Below are 21,393 nucleotides of genomic sequence, written 5' to 3'. Positions count from 1 at the left end.
TTTAAACAGGGTGCAAATTTATATCATTTTTGTGGGACGGACAAAATTCTTCTTCAGAATTTTAAAATTTCTTTTTGCAAAAGTTCAAACGCTTTGTTGGTGGCCTTTTGCACAATTTTTTCCCGATGATTTCCCATCATAAATTGTGCTACAATCACATCATTTGGGGTAGCTATGGCAATATATACCGTTCCAACCTCGGCATCGGAATCTCCTTTTGTAGGGCCGGCATTTCCGGTGGTGGCAATCCCAAAATCAGTTTTCATAAGCTTTCGCACATTTTTTGCCATGGAAACTGCCACCTCTGAACTTACTACAGAATGGGCATCGACCAAGTCTTTGGGAACCCCGAGCACTTCAATCTTGGCTTCTGTGGCATAGCTTACCACACTTCCCTTGAAGTAAACGGAAGCCCCGGGAATAGCTGTTATCTGCTGGGCAATTTTACCTCCCGTGAAGCTTTCGGCGGTACTTAAGGTCAGTTTTTTTGCAGTAAACAATTTGGCCACTACATTTTCAATCGCCTGATCGTCCTCCAAACCATGTATAATGTCGCCAATAATTGCATAAAGTTTTTTGGACTCTTCCTCTACTGTTTTGGCTAGCAAATCCTTGTCTTCACCCTTGGCACTCAATCGCAATCTTACCTTACCCAGATTTGGCAAGTAGGCCAATTTTACAAATGGTGGCAGGCCGTCTTCCCAATCCGCTATTTTAGCAGCTATGGCACTTTCACCTACACCATAGGTAATAAAGGTCTTGTGCAGTATGTATGGCCTCTTAAAAGTCTCGGCAATCTTCGGTATTACCGCATTGATCATCAAATTCCTCATCTCAAAAGGTACTCCTGGCATGGAAACATAAGCTGTGCCTGCTTCCAATATCCACATGCCCGGTGCGGTACCGTAGGCATTGTGCAGTACAGTAGCTTTTGAGGGTACCAACGCCTGTCTGCGGTTAACCTCTGAAATGGGAGTGGAAATGTATTGCTTAAAAAGTTTTTCCACGTTATGCAACACCTCCTTGCTCTCTACCATGGTATCGTTAAAATATTCGCATAAGGTACGTTTGGTGATATCGTCTTTGGTAGGACCCAAACCGCCAGTCATTATTACAATTTGGGCTCTGGACCTTGCTTCTTCCAAGGCTTGGAGAATATGCACTTTTTCGTCTTGGACAGAGGTAATTTGATAGACCGATATGCCAATTTTATTAAGCTCTTTGGCAATGAAGACCGAGTTTGTGTCTACGATCTGTCCTATCAGGATTTCATCCCCAATAGTGATGATTTCTGCAAACATTAAAGTTTAAAATCCTTTTTTAGTTCTGCTATTACCTGATGGATATCCTTTTTAAGAAGGGGAAATTTAAGTTCTATTTCCGCGCCATTGCCCGGACTTTTACCTAAAGTTTCTATTTCCAAGGCAGTAGCCCTAGACTGTTCCATCCCCAATAAATCCACGTTTGGTTTAATCTTATGGGCTAGCTTGTATACGCTTTCGAAGTCTTTTCCAGAAATGGCCGTTTCCAGTGCTTCCAAATCATGGGGTACTTCTTCTAAAAAGACCGAAATGACCGAGTTGATAAAATCCTCATCACCCTCTGCCATTTCATTAATTTTATCTAGATTATAGATCATTATTTTATGTTTAGAGAAAATAGTTCTTTACCTTCAAGAACGCCCGAAAGATAATCATTTGTTGTTATTTTACCAACCCCGGCCGGCGTACCCGTAAAAATAATGTCGCCTTTTTTCAACATAAAATATTTGGACACATAAGAAATAAGTTCATCTATCTTCCAAAGCATATGTCCGGTATTTCCTTGCTGAACAATTTCACCATTCTTTATTAGCGAAAAGTTTAAATCATTAATATCTCGAAAGTCAGATTTAGGCACCCACTCACCTATTACGGCAGCTCCGTCGAAACCCTTAGCTTTTTCCCATGGCAGCCCCTTTTGCTTTAGTTGTGATTGTACATCCCTAGCCGTAAAATCTATACCCAAGCCTACCTCATCATAATAGTTGGACGCAAACTTCTTTTCAATATGCTTGCCTACTTTTTTAATTTTTACCAGTACTTCTACCTCATAGTGTACATCTTGCGAAAATTCGGGAATATAAAAATCTTGTTCTTTCGGAAGTACGGCAGAATCTGGTTTTATAAAGACCACAGGGTCTATTGGTCTTTCATTGGCCAACTCTTTAATATGTTCGGTATAATTGCGCCCAATGCAGATTATCTTCATATTACATCTTTTTTGTTCGCCACAACCTATTTACCGATGGCGGGCTTTTGGTTTTAAGCAACTAGCCTAATTTATTGTTCAGTTTGCTAAGTTTAATTTGTGTAAGCACTTTTTTGGTGTACAGGGGAAAATCGGCATTTAATATCCATCCAAAATAGCCCGGTTCTTTTTCCAATACTTCGTGCACTTTTTTACCCTTGTGTTTTCCGAAGGAAAAAATGGCCTCCCCGTTCTCATCCAATATTATAAAACCTGCAAAATCTACCGACTGCCTTCTTGTGGAGAATTCCGATAATTTTTTAACATTATTTTCCAACTCTGGGTAACGCTCCAATTGGGACAATAACACCTCATAGGTTGCCTGGGTATCTGCCTCTGCACTATGGGCATCTGTAAGGTCCTTATTGCAGTAGAATTTATATGCGGCCCCCAGGGTTCGTTTTTCCATTTTATGAAAAATGGTCTGTACATCTACGGAAATCATATTTTTAAGATCAAAATCTACATCTGCACGTAGCATTTCTTCCGCTAGCAAGGGAATATCGAAACGGTCAGAATTAAACCCGGCCAGATCACTGTCTTTGATCATGCTGTAAATCTCTTTGGAAAGTTCTTTGAAAGTGGGTTCATTAGCTACTTTTTCGTTAGAAATTCCGTGTACGGCAACAACCTCCTCCGGTATGTTCATTTCCGGGTTTACCAACCAAGTTTTACTCTCTTTGTTTCCATTTGGGAAAATCTTTAAAATGGAAATTTCCACGATTCTATCCTTGGCCACATTGACTCCGGTCGTTTCTAAATCAAAAAAGCAAATGGGTTTAGTTAGCTTTAACTGCATGCGTGTAGTAATTTATACAAAGATAGCTCTTAGATAGCTATGCAAAAACGGAACCGCCGCATTATTTTTTGACATTTGCAAATAACCACGGTAGCAATTCTGGTTCTGCAAACGCATTGTCCCAACTGTTATGGCCAACTCCAGGGTATAAGGAAAATTTAACCTTACCCCCTTCATCTTTAAGGGCATCGACCATTTTTTGGGAATAGCTATAATTTACCGTGTTATCCGCTTCTCCATGAAACACCCACCAATTTACCTTAGTTAGCATTGGGGCGATCTCTGGGTTTGCTCCACCGCAGATGGGAAAGGCGGCTGCAAAAGTCTTAGGATTCCTCCTTACAATTTCAAAGGTACCCATACCTCCCATGGAGAGTCCGCCGACATAAATACGGTCTTTATCCACGCTTAGGGTCCGCCTTAGGTTTTTAAGCAATTTTTGAACCGTGGCCATAGCCAACGTGGGTTTCCCCTTTTTATGAAAATTAAACCTGTATATCTTGTCCCCAGCCCTGTCTTGATTACTCCAGAAACTTTCTTTGGGACATTGGGGGAAAACTACAATGGCAGGAAACTTTTCTCTTACTTCTTTTTGGGGAAATAGCTTGGCCCCATGGATTAGTTGTGCTTCGTTATCTTGTCCGCGTTCTCCCGATCCATGTAAAAACAATAACAAGGGGTAGGTTTTGTCCTGATCGTAGTTATCGGGAAACAAAATACGGTATGGCATGGTATATTTCCCTTGCTTAAAAACCCGTTTTTCGTAGGCCGCAAGGTCTTGGGCATGTAGTTGGGAAATTGAACCCGAAAAGATAAGGAATCCCAAAAGTATGGTAGTTCTCATGATAAAACTTTTGTGTAAAATCTTAAAGATAAAAAAAGCCCCAAGAAGAATGGGGCTTTTTCGTTAAATTGGTTTTTATATCTCCCTATCTATATCCCATGCCTCTAGATAATCTGCGACCGCTTTGGCGAACATACCGCCCAAAGCACCGTTAACTACCCTATGGTCATAACTATGGGAGAGGAACATTTTGCTTCGTATTCCTATAAAATCGCCTTCATCGGTCTCTATTACAGACGGCAGTTTTCGTATTGCACCAAGGGCCAATATACCCACTTGGGGCTGGTTAATAATGGGAGTGCCAAAAACACTGCCAAACGAGCCTACATTGGTTACCGTGTACGTACCGTCTTTTACTTCATCGGGTTTTAAGGCATTGGTCCTTGCCCTACTTGCCAAATCGTTGACCACCTTGGCCATACCTACCAAGTTTAGTTGGTCGGCATTCTTTATAACGGGTACAATTAAATTACCGTCGGGCAACGCCGCGGCCATTCCTATATTGATGTTCTTTTTCTTAATCACATTATCGCCTTCCACCGAAATATTTATCATTGGGAAGTTTTTAAGGGCCTTGGCCACAGCTTCCATAAATATTGGTGTAAACGTCAGTTTTTCTCCTTCGCGAGCTTCAAATGCTTTTTTTACCTTATCTCTCCATTTTACCACCTTGGTAACATCAACCTCTATAAAGCTTTGTACGTGGGCAGATGTAGAAACACTGGCTACCATGTGCTGGGCAATAAGTTTGCCCATTCTTGTCATGGGTATCGTTTCGTTATCGCCGTGCGAAGTAACGGTTGCCGGTTGTGGTGTTTCCACAACAGCTTTTTGTTGCTTTTGTGGTACCGGTGTATCCACCGCTTGTTGTTTTGGTTCCTCAGCGGCGGCTTCAGATGCACCGTCCGACCTTGTTTGCAGGTAATCCAATATATCATTCTTGGTAACCCTTCCTTCTTTTCCGGTACCTGCTATGCCCTCTAGTTCTTCTATTGAGATGCCCTCTTTTTTGGCAATGTTCTTTACAAGGGGCGAATAAAAGCGTTCTGAACCTGTATAATCCGGGCTTGGTGCTGTTATGGTCTCTTTGGCAATTACGACATTGTCTTCCAGGGCCGTTACGGTTTCTTCCGGGACCACTTCGGTATGCTCCGTTACCTCTCCGTTACTCTCGGAAGTATTCTCCAAAGTTCCGTTGAGTTCTATGACGGCAACGGTCTGGCCAACAGTTATCACATCGTCCACATCAAAAAGACGTTCTACCAAGACTCCTTCCACTTCACTGGGTACTTCTGAATCTACCTTATCCGTTGCAATCTCAAAAACGGCTTCATCCATCTCAATAGTGTCTCCAACTTCCTTTAACCATGAAGTGAGGGTTGCTTCGGCAACACTCTCTCCCATCTGCGGTAATTTTAATTCAAACTTTGACATATTGTTATCTAATGTGCGATTTTCGAATATTTTTTTGCAAAAATACTAAAAAAAAGGCCTTATAATTATGTTTAATGCATCTTTTTCCTTCCGACTCTAAGATGCTTTTATGGAATTTTCGAATGGAATCCTATTTAAGATACTTCTTCCCAAGGTAACCTCATCAGCATATTCCAATTCGTCTCCCACGGCTATACCCCTTGCTATGGTGGAGGTCTTAACAGCCGATCCTTCGAGCTGTTTGTAAATATAAAAATTGGTAGTATCGCCTTCCATAGTTGAGCTTAGGGCAAATATAAGCTCCGCGATCTTTCCTTGTTTTACCTTTGTTACCAAGGATGTAATGGTCAAATCTTGGGGGCCAATACCTTCCATAGGAGAAATTTTGCCGCCCAAAACGTGGTATAGGCCCTTGTACTGGCCTGTATTTTCAATTGCCATTACATCTCTTATATCTTCTACAACACAAACCAAGCTCTCATCCCTTTTGGGGTTTGAGCAGATTTCACAGACCGCTACATCGGAAATACTATGACAACTGGTGCAAAACTTAATCTCTTGCCGAAGTTTAAACAGCGCTTGGGAAAGATTGGATGTCTGCTCTTGTGGCTGCCTTAGCAAGTGCAAAACCAACCGAAGGGCAGTACGTTTCCCTATACCCGGTAACTGGGACATCTCGTACACCGCATTTTCCAAAAGCTTAGAAGAAAATTCCATAACGACAAAATTACATAATGTTTTAAGTTTTTGTACTTTGCAATTGAAATAATTTCTATGAGTGCTTCACATATTCTGCTGCTTATCGGCGGCTATTTTTTAGTCCTGTTACTAATTTCTTATCTCACCGGAAAAAACGACTCCAACAACGACTTTTTTAAAGCGGGAAAACAATCGCCCTGGTATCTGGTTGCGTTTGGAATGATAGGCACCTCCCTATCCGGAGTAACCTTTATTTCCGTACCAGGTTGGGTAGAAGCTTCGGAGTTTGGGTATATGCAAGTGGTTTTTGGCTATTTGGCCGGGTACTTCGTAATTGCCTATGTATTGCTCCCCATTTATTATAGGTTAAACGTAACTTCTATCTACGAATATTTGGAACAACGGTTTGGAACGGTAAGTTATAAGACCGGGGCTTTTTTCTTTTTCATCTCCAGAGTGTTGGGAGCATCGTTCCGCTTGTTCTTAGTGGCCATTGTATTACAAAAGTTTGTTTTTGATGCTTGGAACGTTCCTTTTGAACTTACGGTCTTCCTTTCCATATTACTTATTTGGATATATACTTTTAGGGGCGGTATAAAGACCATTGTATGGACAGATACCCTACAGACCTTGTTTATGCTATTATCCGTGGGCTTGTCTATCTATTTTATAAATCAAAAGTTAGACTGGGATTTTGCGCAATTTTTGGCTTCCGATGAGTTAAAAGCATATAACCAGATTTTATTTACGGATAATTTTTTTGCACGTGATCATTTTATTAAGTCGTTCTTGGGCGGAATGTTCATTACCATTTGTATGACCGGCCTCGATCAGGATATGATGCAAAAAAACCTCACCTGCAAAACACTAAAGGATGCCCAGAAAAATATGGTTTCCTTTAGCTTAGTTTTGGTGGTGGTAAATTTTGCATTTTTGTTGCTCGGTGCACTTTTATTCATTTATGCCAACACTTTTGATATTGCCAAACCATTAATGGACGGCACACCAAAATCTGATCTGCTCTTTCCGGAAATTGCCCTCAATAGTGGCCTGGGAATTACCGTTTTAGTTACTTTTTTATTGGGACTTATTGCTGCGGCCTACAGCAGCGCGGATAGTGCCCTTACCTCGTTGACCACTTCTTTTTGTGTAGATTTTCTTCGCATTGAAAAAAGACCAAAAACCGACCAAAAAAGACTGAGAAAACAGATCCACATAGCGATGAGTCTACTTCTTATTGTTGTAATAATACTGTTTAAATATGTTTTGGACAGAAATGTAATAGATGGTCTGCTTACCGTGGCTACTTATACTTATGGACCACTTTTGGGGTTATTTGCCTTTGGTATATTTACGCAATATCGGATTAAGGACCGCTATGCTTGGGTAGTTGCTTTAGTGTCTGTCTTACTTATAGTGGGTCTGGCCAACATTCCTTCCGAAAATCTAGGTGGGTATACGGTTGGTTATGAACTACTGCCGATCAACGGAATGCTTACCTTTATTGGGCTTTTCCTAATACGGAAGAAAGATTAGCGCTACTCTACGTCTTGGAGCAATTCTCTTAGCACTTTGTACTCATCCAAAATAGAAATCCCGGCAGCATCAAGATAGGTTTGCGAAACTGTTTGCACTTCTCCATAATTGTCTTTTTGCAGCAGTAGCTTTTCTCCTTGGAAAAAACTCTCAGAGGTTTCTTGCGCCACAATCATGTGCTGGGAAAGCTCTTCCTTATAGTACTTAAGCTGTTCGGAGTTATAAATAAGTTTTTCATTCCTAATATAAAAACTATTTACAATTTCGGTGTTGGTATTTTGGCCTGCCAATGTTATTTTAATCGGTTTGTTATCCTTAAGATAAAAGGAAAGTAGTGCTTCCTTTACGGTAAAGTTGGTAACCTTAATTTCCTTTAGGTTATCCCAACTTTTAAGGGAGTCAATCGTTTGCACGTAATCTTTAATGTCCATGATTACGGACAGCTCTTCCGGGCTTTGCCCAAAGGTCAGTTGGCAAAAGCATAAAACTACAATGTATCCGTGGGTTATGTTATACATTTTAATTTCAGTATTGGTTGGTAGAGAGTAAAACCAAGGTACAGGCCGCTTCTACTTCAATTCCTGCATCTTGCAACAATTTGTAAAACTCCGGATTTTCAGTTCCGGGATTAAAAATAACGCGTTGTGGATTTAGGGCTATAATGGTTTGGTAATATTCCTTTTGCCTGGAGGCGTTAATATAAAGGGTAATAGTATGGATGTCCGTAAAATTCTTGGGGTCTGTTACTACCGTTACTCCGGCCACTTCTCCTTCTTTAAGACCAAAAGCTACGGTTTCAATTTTATTGGCCACAAGTTTTTTAACAGCAAGGTTGCTATATCGATTTGGTTTTAAGGAAACTCCAAAAGCAAGTGTTTTAGTCATATGTTAATTTGCGTGTTAAACTGTGTTAAGGATTGTAACTATTATAAAAAAAATTCGTCTATTGGTAGGTTAAAAACTTAGTCATTGATAACGCTGTATTTTTATAGTTAATGGTTAGTGTTTAGTATAGCATATCAATGAAAGAAACCCGGTGCTTTTGCTCCGGGTTTTGTTTTCTTAAAAACTTACCTTAAATCATTGGTCCAACATTTCTTCTGAACCCAAAGATAAATATTTAAGATCACTGCTAAAGTCCTGACAATGAAGTTATGGCCGGTTTTACGAAGGGCTATCTATGTTAAAAATATGTTAAACGGTAACATTCCCTACCATTTGTCGTCTAGTAGGTAACATCAATCAATCAGTTAAAGCGAACACAAATGAACAAGTTAATTTTACTATTTGCGCTGCTACTCAGTAGTGCAATTTCAGCCAGAAACATCAATACAAACCCCGAATTAAAAATTGGAACTATAACTGGCAAGGTCATTGATCGTACCTTAGGGCAACCGGTTGCCTATGCGGCCATTGTAATTAAGCCTGCGGACGGATCTAGTACGCTTACCGGAGGTATAACCAAGGAAGATGGTACTTTTGAAGTAAAGGGGCTACCAGAGGGCAATCTTATATTTGAAGTACAATTTATTGGGTACAAAACATACAGCCAGCCTATTACAATTTCTAAATCTAAACGAAAGTTGGATATGGGTACCATTAGCCTGGACGAGGAAACTGAAGAACTTACCGGGGTAGATGTGGTGGCCGAACGCACCACCATAGAACAAAGAATAGATAGGAAGGTAATCAACGTAGGAAAAGATCTTACAACTGCAGGGGCCACGGCTTCCGACATAATGAACAACATACCCTCGGTAAACATAGACCAGCAAACAGGAGAACTTACACTAAGGGGCAACTCTAACGTACGGGTTATGGTAGATGGCAAGTTGTCTAACGTACCTGTAGCACAATTGTTACGACAAATACCCTCTACGTCCATTAAATCCATAGAACTTATTACCAATCCCTCGGCCAAATACAACCCGGAAGGAATGAGTGGTATCATCAACATTGTATTGCACAAAAATGCCAATATCGGATTTAACGGTAATGTTAACCTTGGACTTACCGTTGGCATAGAAGCTAAATTCAATAGCTCCATAGACTTAAACTACAGAAATGGAAAGTTTAATTTATATGGCAACTATGGTAATAACATTGGAAAATACGTAAACAATGGTTTCATCAATAGGGTTGAAGAAAATTCAGAACAAATATTCGATTTCTTCAACAATAACAAATCACATCTGTTCAAAGTTGGATTCGATTTTTTCCTCAACGAAAAAAACACGATTTCCTTTTTTACCAATCAGAACATTTATGATGAAAAAGCGAGCGGTATAACCGATGTTATTTACAATGATGATTTGGCCAGAAACACCACGCAGTTCTTCAACAATGTAGGCGATAACAGTAGTGAGCAATATAATTTTGATTATAAGGCCGATTTTAAAAAAGAAGGACATAATATAGAATTGGAGGTAGACTATAATCGATTTAAGAACGATGAGGATGCCAATTTTAGAACCACTGGCGCCTCTCTCTTTCCCGATTACATGGACTTTGTGGATACCGAAAGAACACAGACCATTGCTAATTTGGACTACGTTAACCCATTAGATTCCATTACTAAATTAGAAGTTGGGGTGGAAGCAAGAATCTTTGAGACCAATGTAGACTATACCTCTACTGGCTTATCCTTCAATTCTGGCGGAAATCTGATTCCAACACCCAGCACAGATTTTATTTACGATATGGATATTTATTCTGCCTATGTAACTTTTGGGCAGACCTATGACAAATGGTCTTATCAGGTAGGTGCGCGGATAGAGGACGTGGAGGTGAAGGCCGATACCAATAGGGTGCGTGCATTTACGGACGAGTATACCCAGATCTATCCTTCTGCCTTCCTTACGTATTCTCCTTCCGATAAAAACCAGCTTCAGTTGAGTTTTAGCAGGCGTGTGGATAGGCCAGGGCTAGACCAGGTTAACCCCATACGGGAATGGGCCACACCATTAATTTCCTCCTTTGGAAACCCAAGTCTTATTCCCCAGTTCACCAACTCCTATGAAACGAACTACACGCGAAGATTTGAGAAGGGTAGTATAACAATGGGCGTTTTTTATAGAACTATTAAAGATGAAATTAATAGAGCGGTATTCGTAGACCGATTGGACCTGAACAAACTTATACTTACGTATGATAATTTTGACAATACCTCTGCGTACGGTATAGAAGTATCTACCAATTATAAACCTGCCAAATGGTGGAGCATAAATGGAAGTTTCGACCTTTTCTCGCAAACCCAACGTGGGATAACGGAGCGCTTGTTAACGAGCAATTCTACCGCTACTGAAGACGATATTGTTGTGGAAAAGGTAGAGGTTGACAATACAGCCTGGAACCTTAGAATGAACAACAGCTTTACAGTTACAAAAAAGCTGACACTACAACTTTTCGGATTTTACCGTGGGTCCAATAGGACCATACAATTTGAGGCAAAGCCTATGTATTTCATAAACACAGGTGCCAGATACAGTTTTGCAGATGGCAAAGCAACCTTTAGTATTAACTTCAACGATGTGTTCAACACCATGCGTTTTGGTTTTGATGGCCAGGAACCTTTTGTACAAACAGGAGAGTTTAACTGGGAAAGTCAAAATTTATATGCTGGTCTGTCCTATAGGTTTGGAAGTGGCAAAAATAGGGCCTCACAAAGAAAACGAAGGGATAGCAACACCAAACAAGGTAGTGGAGGCATTTTATAACCCTATAAAATTGGTATACCTGTTATTAGAAGGGTTGGTTGGTTTTCTTTAACGGTGTATCAGTAAAAAACCCGGAGCAATAGCTCCGGGTTTTTAATTTTATGTATCTGTTCATTCTAAAATACCGGTAGGATATCCGTCCAGACTTTCGGCATTTTTATTTTTCATATAATCGATGAGTTCCTCGCTACTCTTATCTCGGGCCCATGCTCTTAGTTGTTCCCTATCTTGCTTGTAATCCATTAGGGGAACCCCCGTTCCACAGGAAGTCTGCACAAGGTCTACCTCCATTTTTATCAATTGTCTTGATCCTTCCATTTTGGGAAATAGGTCAATATGTTCTTCCCAAAAAGAATCTCTACGGTGATAGGCGTTGGCATAACCATATAAGCGCAGTATCATAGGCCTACCTTCAAAAGCACAGAACATTATTGTCATCCTATTATTTTGAAGTAAATGGGCGGCCGTTTCATTACCGCTGCCTATTAGGTTTAGCCAAAGTACTGTGTTTTCATTGATCACCCTAAAAGAATCCATGCCTTTAGGGGATACATTTATCCTACCTTCCTGCATAGCGGTACCTACAAAAAATAGCTTTTGTTCTTTAATAAATCTAATTATAGACGGGGACATTTTTTTTAATCGCTTTCCCATAGTCCAACCTCTTTTTAATTGCTTACCATCTTATTATGGCACTACCCCAGGTAAATCCACTACCAAAGGCCGCCAAAACTACCAAATCCCCTTCCTTTATCTTTTCTTTCTCCCAGGCTTCGGTTAAAGCAATGGGAATGGACGCAGCCGTGGTGTTACCATAACTCATAATATTATTGAATACCTGATCATCGGTAAGGCCAAATTTTCGTTGTACAAATTGCGAGATGCGCAAATTGGCTTGGTGGGGAATCAACATATCAATATCCGTAGCGGATAATCCATTGGTTTGCAGCCCTTCCACGATTACTTCACTAAAACGTACCACGGCATTCTTAAACACAAATTGGCCGTTCATATACGGGTAATAAGACTCATCATCGGGATTATTGTCCGCAATAATGTCATTTACCCAACGCTTTCCCATTCCAGGAGCTATCAAGGAGAGTTCTTCGGCATGTTGCCCTTCGGAATGTAGATGTGTAGATAAGATTCCCTTGGTGTTGTCCTCTTCCCGGGTTAACACCGCCGCTCCTGCCCCATCTCCAAAAATTACCGACACCGCCCTACCGCGGGTGGTCATGTCCAAACCATGCGAATGCAGCTCGGAGCCTATAACCAAAATATTTTTGTACATGCCGCTTTTAATGTATTGATCTGCAACGGAAATGCCATACACAAAACCAGAACATTGGTTACGAACATCGAGGGCGCCTACAGTCTTTATATCTAGGTCCCTTTGCACCAAAACGCCGGGGCCTGGAAAATAATAATCCGGACTCAGGGTGGCAAAAACTATAAAATCTATATCGTCTTTATCAATTTCGGCACGTTCAATAGCAATTTTGGCTGCTTTCACACCCATTGTGGTAGTGGTCTCCCCACTTCCTTTTACTACATGTCTACGCTCCTTAATTCCCGTACGCTCCTGGATCCATGCGTCATCTGTATCCATAAGCTTGGATAAGTCATCATTGGTTACCACATTTTCGGGTACGTAATATCCTAATCCCTTAATTTTTGAATTGTACATGCGCTATGGAAGTTGTATTAATGTTGGTTATAAAGAAACTAATATAGGTAAAAATAGTTAGATGTTTTTAACCCAATATTATGGCCGGTAGGAAGACTGTCAGCTATTTTGTCCGAAATCTTTATTAAAGCAAATTCCTTCCTTTTTTTGCCATTTGACCGTATTAACATCAAACATAATTTTTGTTCATCATTATCACATCTTTTACAAACATAAGTAATGTTTTATATACTGGAAACAAAAAATGTGCCCACCTTGGAATGGGCACATTTTTAACAATCTAACCAATAAATAAACAAACTCGTTACAAAACTTAATTTTTCACAGCAATTCTTTTCGCAAGCTTACAACAAAGATAACGAATGTTTAATAATTAATAAAATATATTAAACAAAAAATAATGTTAAAATATGTAAGAATGTCAATTGTGCTTTGCAAGGTGCCAGTTTGTCATAAATGGGAGTTATGGTATTTTTTTTGACAATAAGGGTATTAAACAACAAAAAACGATTTAGAATATGGCAACAGGTAAAATCAACGTTTCTGTTGAGAATATTTTTCCTCTCATAAAAAAATTCTTGTACAGTGATCATGAAATCTTTTTGAGAGAGCTCATTTCCAATGCTACCGATGCTACCCTTAAGTTAAAACACATTACAGCTATTGGTGAGGCCAAGGTTGAGTATGGTGAGCCAATAATTGAAGTTAAAGTAGATAAAGAGGGTAAAAAGATCCACATTATTGACCAAGGTATTGGAATGACCGAGGAAGAAGTAAAAAAGTATATTAATGAAGTAGCTTTTTCCGGTGCTGAGGAATTTCTTAACAAATATGACGATACAGCCAAGGATACGGGCATTATTGGTCATTTTGGTCTTGGTTTCTATTCCGCATTTATGGTGGCCGAAAAGGTAGAGATTATTACCAAGAGCTATCAGGATGAACCCTCAGTGCACTGGTCTTGCGATGGATCTCCAAAATTTACCCTAAAAAAGGGAAAGAAAGAAGATAGAGGTACCGAAATAATCCTCCATATAGCCGAGGACTCCACTGAATTTTTGGAAGAAAACAAAATTGGAGATCTACTTGGGAAGTACAATAAGTTTATGCCGATCCCAATTAAATTTGGCACAAAAACCGAAACACTACCCAAGCCAGAGGGCGCCAAAGAAGATGATGAGGCACCAACACAAGAAGTAGATAACATCATCAATAACCCTACTCCTGCCTGGACAAAACAACCCGCAGATCTTGAAGATACGAACTACAAGGAATTTTATCGGGAATTGTATCCAATGCAGTTTGAAGAGCCCTTGTTTCACATCCACCTTAATGTAGACTACCCTTTTAACCTAACCGGTATTCTCTATTTCCCAAAACTGACCAACGATCTAAACATTCAAAAAGATCGCATACAACTATATCAGAACCAAGTATTTGTTACGGATAATGTAGAAGGGATAGTTCCAGAATTTCTTACCATGTTACGAGGAGTAATTGATTCGCCAGACATTCCTTTGAATGTTTCGCGTTCTTATTTGCAGGCAGATGGCGCGGTAAAGAAAATTTCTTCCTATATAACCCGTAAGGTTGCCGATAAACTGTCATCACTATTCAAAAATAACCGAGAAGATTTTGAGGCCAAATGGAATGATATCAAACTCGTAATAGAATACGGAATGCTATCAGAAGACAAATTCTTCGAAAAAGCAGATAAGTTTGCGCTCTACCCAACCGTAGATGGAAACTTCTATACCTTTGAAGAACTCAATGAGAAAATTAAGGACAACCAAACGGATAAGGACGATAAGCTGGTTGTTTTATATGCATCCGACAAAGAGGCACAACATAGTTATATTGAAGCGGCCAAGGCCAAGGGTTATGAGGTACTCCTCTTGGATTCTCCTATTGTATCGCACCTTATGCAAAAACTGGAAACCTCCAAGGAAAAACTTTCCTTTGCAAGGGTAGATGCGGACCATTTGGACAACCTTATTAAAAAAGAGGATACCCAAATATCCAAACTCTCCGATGAGGAAAAGGAAAATTTAAAGACCAATTTAGATGAGGCCATAAAAGACAAAGGCTTTACGGTACAGTTAGAGGCCATGGATAGCAATGCCTCCCCTTTCACCATTACGGAGCCCGAATTTATGCGTAGAATGAAGGAAATGCAACAGACCGGTGGCGGTGGCATGTTCGGGATGGGCGGTATGCCAGAAATGTACAACCTAATTGTAAACACCAATCATGAATTGGTGAGTGAAATCCTGAATACCAAAACAGCGAAGAAACGGGAAAGATTAATTAATCAGTCCTTAGATTTGGCACGTTTGTCAAAAGGATTGTTAAAAGGCGAGGAACTTACCAATTTTATCAAAAGAAGTTACGAAATGATAAAGTAATAGGTTTTAACCGTTTCGCGAATATAAAGGTCCCTGTTACGGCGGGGACCTTTTTGTTTTTAAGAAATATATAACCAGATATATCCTTTACGCCTTAAAAGATGAATCTCGTACAATTAAGTTGGTCTTTACCGTAATGGTTTTGGTAACAATATCTTTCTTGGGATTCTCAATTTCCTCTATCAAATATTTCACGGCCGTTCTACCAATCTTACTGCCTGGTTGGTCTACCGTAGTGAGAGCGGGCTGAATAATTGTAGACCCCAAAGAATTGCTAAAACCTACCACTGCTATTTCTTCCGGAACTTTTACTTTAAACTTATTCAAGGCCTTAATGGCTCCAATTCCTGCATTGTCTGTGATGGCAAAAATGGCGTCGGGTCTTTTTTTCATGCTCAATAACAAGTTTGTTAGCCTTCTACCGTTAGTGAGGGAAATATCTTCGGTACTAAGTATTATCTTATCGTCAATGGGCATGTTGTGCTCTTTTAGCGCTCTTAAATATCCTAAAAATCGTTTCTCGGAATTAAAGGAATTCTCTGTTTCCTTAATGATGGCTATTCGCTTCTTCCCAATATTGATAAGATGCTCAACGGCGTTGAAGGCTGCTTCCTCATCATCTATGATTACCTGAGTGCACGGTATCTTATCAGAAACCTTATCAAACATCACCAAAGGCAGGCGCTTAAGTATTTGAAGGACATCGTTTATGGATGACGTTTTTCTTGCAAGGGCAATGAGTATTCCATCTACCCCAAACTGGGTCATGGTCTTCAGCATCTCCGTTTGTTTGGTCTCATTGTTTTTGGATTCAGAAATAATAACTCTGTAACCACTGGTTTCTGCCTCATCTAGGATACCCTTTAAAATTGTAGAGGTAAAATAATGCGATATGTTGGGAACAATAACCCCTAGGATATGTGTACTATGCGATCTAAAACCCTTGGCAAAAAGGTTGGGAGAATAGTCCAAAGCCTTGGCCAGTTTTTGAACCCTATCCTTCGTGGACCTGCTAATGTCCGGATGATCATTAAGTGCCCTGGAAACCGTTGAAATAGATAATTCCAACTTCTGGGATAATTCTTTTAAGGTTACTGTGGGTTTTTTTTGCACGGCCCATTACATTTTACAAGTTTAAATATAAGAGAATAAAACAACACATACCGCAAACGTTTGCGACAACGTTTGCATAAGTTTTTGGTAAAAAAACGGTAAATAATTGCATATGATACATATATATTAGCCAATAACTACGAAATAACCAATAACAGTATTAAAAAGTTAACGATTAAATCAACTCAAATGAAGAATATTATTTTTGCGATTATTTGTTTTTTTGGACTGACCTCAGTTTTTGCACAGACCGATATTTCTGGAAATGTAAAAGACCTATCAGGAGTACCCGTTGCGGGTGCCAATGTAATTATTGTTGGAAGTACCTCGGGTACAATCACAGATTTTGATGGTAACTACTCCTTTACTACGGACTTGGAAGGTAGCCAAACTATTAGTATTTCCTTTCTGGGATACGCTACTTTCGACCAAAATATAACCTTGGACGGTTCGCCGGTAATAATAGATGCCATACTAGAGGAAAGTGGACAACAATTGGATGAAGTACTACTAACGGCCACATCCACTACCAGATCCCAGAAAGAAACTCCTCTATCCGTTACCTCCCTTGGCGCAAAACAATTGGCCAAGGTAAACACCAGTAGCCAGGCAGATATTCTAAGGAGTGTCCCAGGGATTACCACTGAAGGCGGTGGTGGTGAGGTAGCTTCCAATGTATTTGTAAGAGGGCTTCCTTCTGGGGGTCAATTCCAATTTAACCCGCTTCAAATCGACGGGATGCCGGTACTCAGCACTTTTGGGCTAAACTCTTCCGCCCATGACGTTTACTTCAGAAATGACATCGGCATAAAAAGTTTGGAATTTGTACGTGGTGGATCGTCCATTTTATATGGTGTTGGTTCTGTAGCAGGTATTATTAACTATACCAGTATTACAGGAACACAGGTACAAAAAACGACAATACGAACAGAGGTGGCCTCTAACGCACGATACAAGGCCGATTTTGCTACCAGTGGACCCCTTGGTGGGGAAGATTCCAAAACCTTCTACGCACTTTCCGGGTTTTACAGGTACGATCAAGGACCACTAATTACCGGCTTGCCTACTGAAGGGTTTCAGCTCAGGGGCAATATAAAACACCTTACGGAAAAAGGGTCTATTACATTTTATGGTCAGGTCATAGATGACCAAGTACAATTTTTCTTGCCCTATCCATTAGAAGGCGGAACACGCAACAGACCTACAGGAAACGATGGAAATGAAATTTTTACCCTACAGACATCAGCAGCCGCTGACATATCTTATGCCACTCCTGACGGAATTTATAGTTCTCCCATTGAGGACGGCGTATCTACAAGGGGTACTTATTTTATGACGGACTTTAAACATAGATTCACCGAGGACATAAAATTGAACGCAAAATTGCGCTATTCAAAATATGAACATCAATTTAACCTCTTTTTGGACGGAAGTGGTGTAAGTGGCGCGAAAGCAGTAGAAACCCAACAAGAATATTTGGATGCCCGTGGTCTTACAGGAGGGGATTTTTCATACCTCAACGGGGAGGCCCTGGCTGCAGATGCCCTCCTTTTTGAGAATCGCATCTTAGATCGCGACCGACCTTTAAGGGAACTGGTTGCAGACATTAAACTAACGAAAACCGCAGGTGCCCACAATATTACCTTAGGAACCTTTATTTCTAGATCGGAAGCAGGTGATTTTAACGTAATTACCAATTATTTGGGCGAATACAATAATCGTCCACGCCTTGTAGAATTGTCGGATTATTCCATAAATGGAGTTACCAACAGAGGTACGGCTTACACAAACAGAAACATTTCGAGTAACAAAATTGCAGTGTTCTTAACCGATGAAATACAATTGGACAGATGGAATCTCGACTTTGGTGTCCGCGTAGAAAGGGCCTCGGGAGATATTGAAAATGAGGGAACGGAATCTTTCCTTGTAAGTAACACGGGAATAGCAAATTTGGATAACGTTACATGGGGTAACGGTAGTTTTACCAGAGGGCATGTCTCCGCAACAGATGCAGCGGTTGCCCTTGCAGCACTTTACAAGGTTAGTGATGACCTTAGTGTCTACGGAAACTTTTCCAGAGGTTACTTTTTCCCGGAATTAAGAGGCACTCAATTTGATGCCTTGGGCAATCCTTCGTCTTACGAAACAGAAAAAATCCTTCAAGGGGAATTAGGGATAAAATACGGGAAAAACAATTTTTCGGGTACAGCCGCACTCTATTCGGTTGGACTAAACGATAGAAGATCGATAAGTTTTGTAAACGCTCCCGGAGGAGGTTTTACAGAAGAAGTAGATACCCAAAGTACCAATACCTTTGGTTTTGAGGGAACATGGAACTGGAGGTTTTTAGACGACTTTGCCTTCAACGGTTCCTTAACCTATCAGGAGCATGAAATTACTAAGTCCGAAAATGACCCAACCTTAGAAGGAAATCAGCTAAGAAGGCAACCCAAGCTATTGAGCACCTTTGGCCTAGACTATGATAATGCTAAATTTGATGCAGGGTTCACCTTCAATTATACCGGTAAAAAGTTTTCCAACGATTCTAACTCCATTGAGCTAGATGCCATTGGTATTGGTAATTTGAATGTAGGATACACTTTTGACCTTAGTGAGGATGGGGAAACCCTTCGTTTAGGTACACAGGTGTTCAACCTGTTCAATTCGGATGGAATCACAGAAGGTTCGCCAAGGCTTGGTAATAATCAGACCGAAGAAGAATTCTTTGTGGGTAGGCCAATTTTGCCCACACGTGTCTTCTTTAACGCAACCTTCAGTTTTTAAAGATAGTTTAGTTTAAGTTTTGTTCGTTTAAGTTAGTTTATTTAAGTCTTTAAAACACATTGGTAGTTACATTTTGCCAATGTGTTTTTATATTACGTTTTTATGAAAGAAAAATTGATCAACAAGGCAATGGAAGTGCTAGATGCAAACTTTCAGAATGGGGGATTTACAATCCCTTGTAAAGGTCTTTACCCATTTCAATGGAATTGGGATTCCGGTTTTATTGCCATTGGACTGGCCTATTATAATATGGAAAACGCACAATTGGAAATCAAGACCCTATTAGACGCCCAATGGGACAACGGTTTTATTCCACATATAGTTTTCCACAACGAGAGCGATTCCTATTTTCCAGGCGCGGATTTTCATAAGTCCGATCTGCATCCCAAAGCCTCAAAAAAATTTAGATCAACCGGGATGACCCAGCCACCCGTATTGGGTTTTGTATTGCACGAAATGTACCGCATTGCCCAGGATAAGCAAGATATGCTTGGGTTTATCACAAGGAACCTGGATAAGGTCTATGACAATCATCTTTACTTCTACAATAACAGGGATTTGCACAATGAAGGGTTGATGTATATTTATCACAACTGGGAATCGGGCACCGACAACTCCCCTATTTGGGACGATATTTGGACCACCATAGACCCACCAGAATATACCTTTGAAAGAAGGGATACCACGCATGTGGATGCTTCCCAAAGACCTTCCAAGAGAGAATACGACTATTACCTTCATATAATCGATATCGCCAAGGAAAATCAGTACAATGATGCCAAAATTGCCGAACTATCGCCCTTCTTGGTCCAAGATCCCCTGTTTAATGCAATGCTAATTAAATCCAATGAGGCCTTAATTGATTTATACACACTTATAGGAGGCAATGAAAGTAAAATAGACCAATTAAAATCATGGCAAGCAAAAAGTATTTCGAGTTTCAATAAAAAACTCTTCAATAAAAAACTGGGCGCTTACGTACACTACGACCTTAGAAATGAAAAACAAATAGAACTGCTGTCTTCCTCATCATTTTCTCCACTTTATGCCTGTATACCCGATAAGGAACGTGCAGAACAAGTAGTTAATACAATGATCGATAAGTTTGGTGGGGACAATAGGTATCTATGTGCCTCCTTTGACCCGGCCAGTGACAGATTTAATCCTATAAAATATTGGCGCGGACCGGTTTGGATAAACCTCAACTGGCTTCTATATTACGGCTTAAAGAATTATGGCTACGATAGCATTGCGCAAAGGGTAAAGGAAGATTCCATAGCGTTGATTCAACAACACGGATTTTACGAGTATTTCGATTCAAGAAAGGAAAAGCACAACACCAATGTAGGGGGGTATGGAGGCAATGATTTTTCTTGGAGCGCGGCTTTGTTGATAGACCTTTTAAATAACTGATAATGTAAAAAACAAAAAGTAAATGTTGATTTTTGACTTTAACAAGGAATATGTTTTGGAAGATGACTTTGTAAAACTAAGTCCGCTAAGAATGGAACATATTGCGTCTTTGCTAGAAATCTCTGAGGAACCTAATCTATGGACCTATTTTCTGGAAAAAGGTAATGGTCTTCAGAACCTTACCAAATATGTGGCAGACACCATAGATAAAAGAAAACGAGGCACAGAATACCCTTTTATTGTTTTTGACAAAACAACCAATCAGTATGCCGGAAGTACACGCTTTTATGATTTTATTCCAGAATTGGATGTGCTAAAATTAGGGCATACCTGGTATGGCAATAATTTTAGAGGAACAGGTCTTAACAAACGATGCAAATATTTGTTGTTCCAATTTGTATTTGAAAAAATAGGAGCCGAAAGATTAGGCTTTGGGGCACATGCGGAAAATAAGGTCAGTATTGCGGCCATGGAAAGTGTAGGCTGTAAAAAAGAGGGAGTGCTAAGGGGATTTCTACCCGCTATGGATACAACGGCAAGAATAGATGTGGTACTCATGAGTATTCTTAAAAGTGATTGGCAGCTACATGCAAAAACCGGGCTTAAAAATAAAATTGAAACCAACACTGCCAGTAACAAAAATAAAACACCAAACCAACATTTAAATTAATCGG

18 protein-coding genes are annotated in these 21,393 nt (G+C 40.0%); 6 read left to right on the top strand and 12 right to left on the bottom strand.

What is annotated here, in order from left to right:
* Positions 1-53 precede the first annotated feature (53 nt).
* From ACEQ81_RS14525 to recR, 7 genes are all read right to left on the bottom strand, one after another.
* Entirely contained in the window at positions 54-1,301 is a 1,248-nt protein-coding gene (locus ACEQ81_RS14525) for a competence/damage-inducible protein A (protein WP_411031638.1), read from the bottom strand.
* Positions 1,301-1,639 (bottom strand): Hpt domain-containing protein, encoded by a 339-nt coding sequence (locus tag ACEQ81_RS14520; protein WP_411031637.1) that lies wholly within the window; start codon positions 1,637-1,639, stop codon positions 1,301-1,303. Before ACEQ81_RS14520 ends, ACEQ81_RS14525 begins: the two co-directional genes overlap by 1 nt.
* Entirely contained in the window at positions 1,639-2,250 is a 612-nt protein-coding gene (locus ACEQ81_RS14515) for a fumarylacetoacetate hydrolase family protein (RefSeq protein ID WP_411031636.1), read from the bottom strand. The genes ACEQ81_RS14520 and ACEQ81_RS14515 overlap by 1 nt, the downstream gene beginning before the upstream one ends.
* A 61-nt stretch (positions 2,251-2,311) precedes the next feature.
* Positions 2,312-3,088, bottom strand: coding sequence for an exonuclease domain-containing protein (locus ACEQ81_RS14510; RefSeq protein ID WP_411031635.1), 777 nt, complete (start codon positions 3,086-3,088; stop codon positions 2,312-2,314).
* 61 nt (positions 3,089-3,149) lie between these two features.
* Positions 3,150-3,932, bottom strand: a complete 783-nt coding sequence (locus tag ACEQ81_RS14505) for an alpha/beta hydrolase-fold protein (RefSeq protein WP_411031634.1) — start codon at positions 3,930-3,932, stop codon at positions 3,150-3,152.
* A 75-nt stretch (positions 3,933-4,007) separates the two neighbouring features.
* Positions 4,008-5,366 carry a dihydrolipoamide acetyltransferase family protein gene (locus ACEQ81_RS14500; RefSeq protein WP_411031633.1) on the bottom strand — a complete coding sequence of 453 codons (1,359 nt, stop codon included), beginning with the start codon at positions 5,364-5,366 and terminating at the stop codon, positions 4,008-4,010.
* Between the two features lie 96 nt (positions 5,367-5,462).
* Positions 5,463-6,083 carry a recombination mediator RecR gene (gene recR, locus ACEQ81_RS14495; protein ID WP_411031632.1) on the bottom strand — a complete coding sequence of 207 codons (621 nt, stop codon included), beginning with the start codon at positions 6,081-6,083 and terminating at the stop codon, positions 5,463-5,465.
* A 57-nt stretch (positions 6,084-6,140) separates the two neighbouring features.
* Between recR and ACEQ81_RS14490 the strand changes: the two genes are divergently transcribed.
* Positions 6,141-7,601 carry a sodium:solute symporter gene (locus tag ACEQ81_RS14490; protein WP_411031631.1) on the top strand — a complete coding sequence of 487 codons (1,461 nt, stop codon included), beginning with the start codon at positions 6,141-6,143 and terminating at the stop codon, positions 7,599-7,601.
* A gap of 2 nt (positions 7,602-7,603) precedes the next feature.
* On the opposite strand, the gene ACEQ81_RS14485 is transcribed toward ACEQ81_RS14490, so the two are convergent.
* Entirely contained in the window at positions 7,604-8,119 is a 516-nt protein-coding gene (locus ACEQ81_RS14485; RefSeq protein ID WP_411031630.1) for a hypothetical protein, read from the bottom strand.
* 7 nt (positions 8,120-8,126) lie between these two features.
* Entirely contained in the window at positions 8,127-8,486 is a 360-nt protein-coding gene (locus ACEQ81_RS14480) for a CoA-binding protein (protein WP_411031629.1), read from the bottom strand.
* A 380-nt stretch (positions 8,487-8,866) separates the two neighbouring features.
* Here ACEQ81_RS14480 and ACEQ81_RS14475 point away from each other — a divergent pair, with 380 nt between their 5' ends.
* Positions 8,867-11,317 (top strand): TonB-dependent receptor domain-containing protein, encoded by a 2,451-nt coding sequence (locus tag ACEQ81_RS14475; RefSeq protein ID WP_411031628.1) that lies wholly within the window; start codon positions 8,867-8,869, stop codon positions 11,315-11,317.
* 111 nt (positions 11,318-11,428) lie between these two features.
* Here the strand turns inward: ACEQ81_RS14475 and ACEQ81_RS14470 are convergent, their stop codons facing one another.
* Together ACEQ81_RS14470 and ACEQ81_RS14465 are read right to left on the bottom strand one after the other, a co-directional pair.
* The gene (locus ACEQ81_RS14470; RefSeq protein WP_411031627.1) at positions 11,429-11,950 is read right to left on the bottom strand and encodes a pyridoxamine 5'-phosphate oxidase family protein; all 522 of its coding nucleotides are present in this window, start codon (positions 11,948-11,950) and stop codon (positions 11,429-11,431) included.
* Between the two features lie 43 nt (positions 11,951-11,993).
* Positions 11,994-13,004 carry a 3-oxoacyl-ACP synthase III family protein gene (locus ACEQ81_RS14465; RefSeq protein ID WP_411031626.1) on the bottom strand — a complete coding sequence of 337 codons (1,011 nt, stop codon included), beginning with the start codon at positions 13,002-13,004 and terminating at the stop codon, positions 11,994-11,996.
* A gap of 518 nt (positions 13,005-13,522) precedes the next feature.
* Between ACEQ81_RS14465 and htpG the strand changes: the two genes are divergently transcribed.
* Positions 13,523-15,409, top strand: coding sequence for a molecular chaperone HtpG (htpG, locus tag ACEQ81_RS14460; RefSeq protein ID WP_411031625.1), 1,887 nt, complete (start codon positions 13,523-13,525; stop codon positions 15,407-15,409).
* A gap of 87 nt (positions 15,410-15,496) precedes the next feature.
* Here the strand turns inward: htpG and ACEQ81_RS14455 are convergent, their stop codons facing one another.
* Positions 15,497-16,522, bottom strand: a complete 1,026-nt coding sequence (locus ACEQ81_RS14455) for a LacI family DNA-binding transcriptional regulator (protein WP_411031624.1) — start codon at positions 16,520-16,522, stop codon at positions 15,497-15,499.
* 189 nt (positions 16,523-16,711) lie between these two features.
* Between ACEQ81_RS14455 and ACEQ81_RS14450 the strand changes: the two genes are divergently transcribed.
* The 3 genes from ACEQ81_RS14450 (at position 16,712) to ACEQ81_RS14440 (ending at position 21,389) form a co-directional block, all read left to right on the top strand.
* Positions 16,712-19,306, top strand: a complete 2,595-nt coding sequence (locus ACEQ81_RS14450; RefSeq protein ID WP_411031623.1) for a TonB-dependent receptor domain-containing protein — start codon at positions 16,712-16,714, stop codon at positions 19,304-19,306.
* A 102-nt stretch (positions 19,307-19,408) separates the two neighbouring features.
* Positions 19,409-20,719, top strand: coding sequence for an MGH1-like glycoside hydrolase domain-containing protein (locus ACEQ81_RS14445; protein ID WP_411031622.1), 1,311 nt, complete (start codon positions 19,409-19,411; stop codon positions 20,717-20,719).
* Between the two features lie 22 nt (positions 20,720-20,741).
* Complete coding sequence (locus ACEQ81_RS14440) at positions 20,742-21,389, top strand: GNAT family N-acetyltransferase (protein ID WP_411031621.1); 648 nt, start codon at positions 20,742-20,744, stop codon at positions 21,387-21,389.
* The last annotated feature ends 4 nt before the right edge of the window (positions 21,390-21,393 follow it).

Source organism: Spongiimicrobium sp. 3-5, from assembly GCF_046557915.1.
Taxonomy (GTDB): Bacteria; Bacteroidota; Bacteroidia; order Flavobacteriales; family Flavobacteriaceae; genus JBHEBG01.
This window is presented reverse-complemented; position numbering and strand designations above follow the sequence as displayed.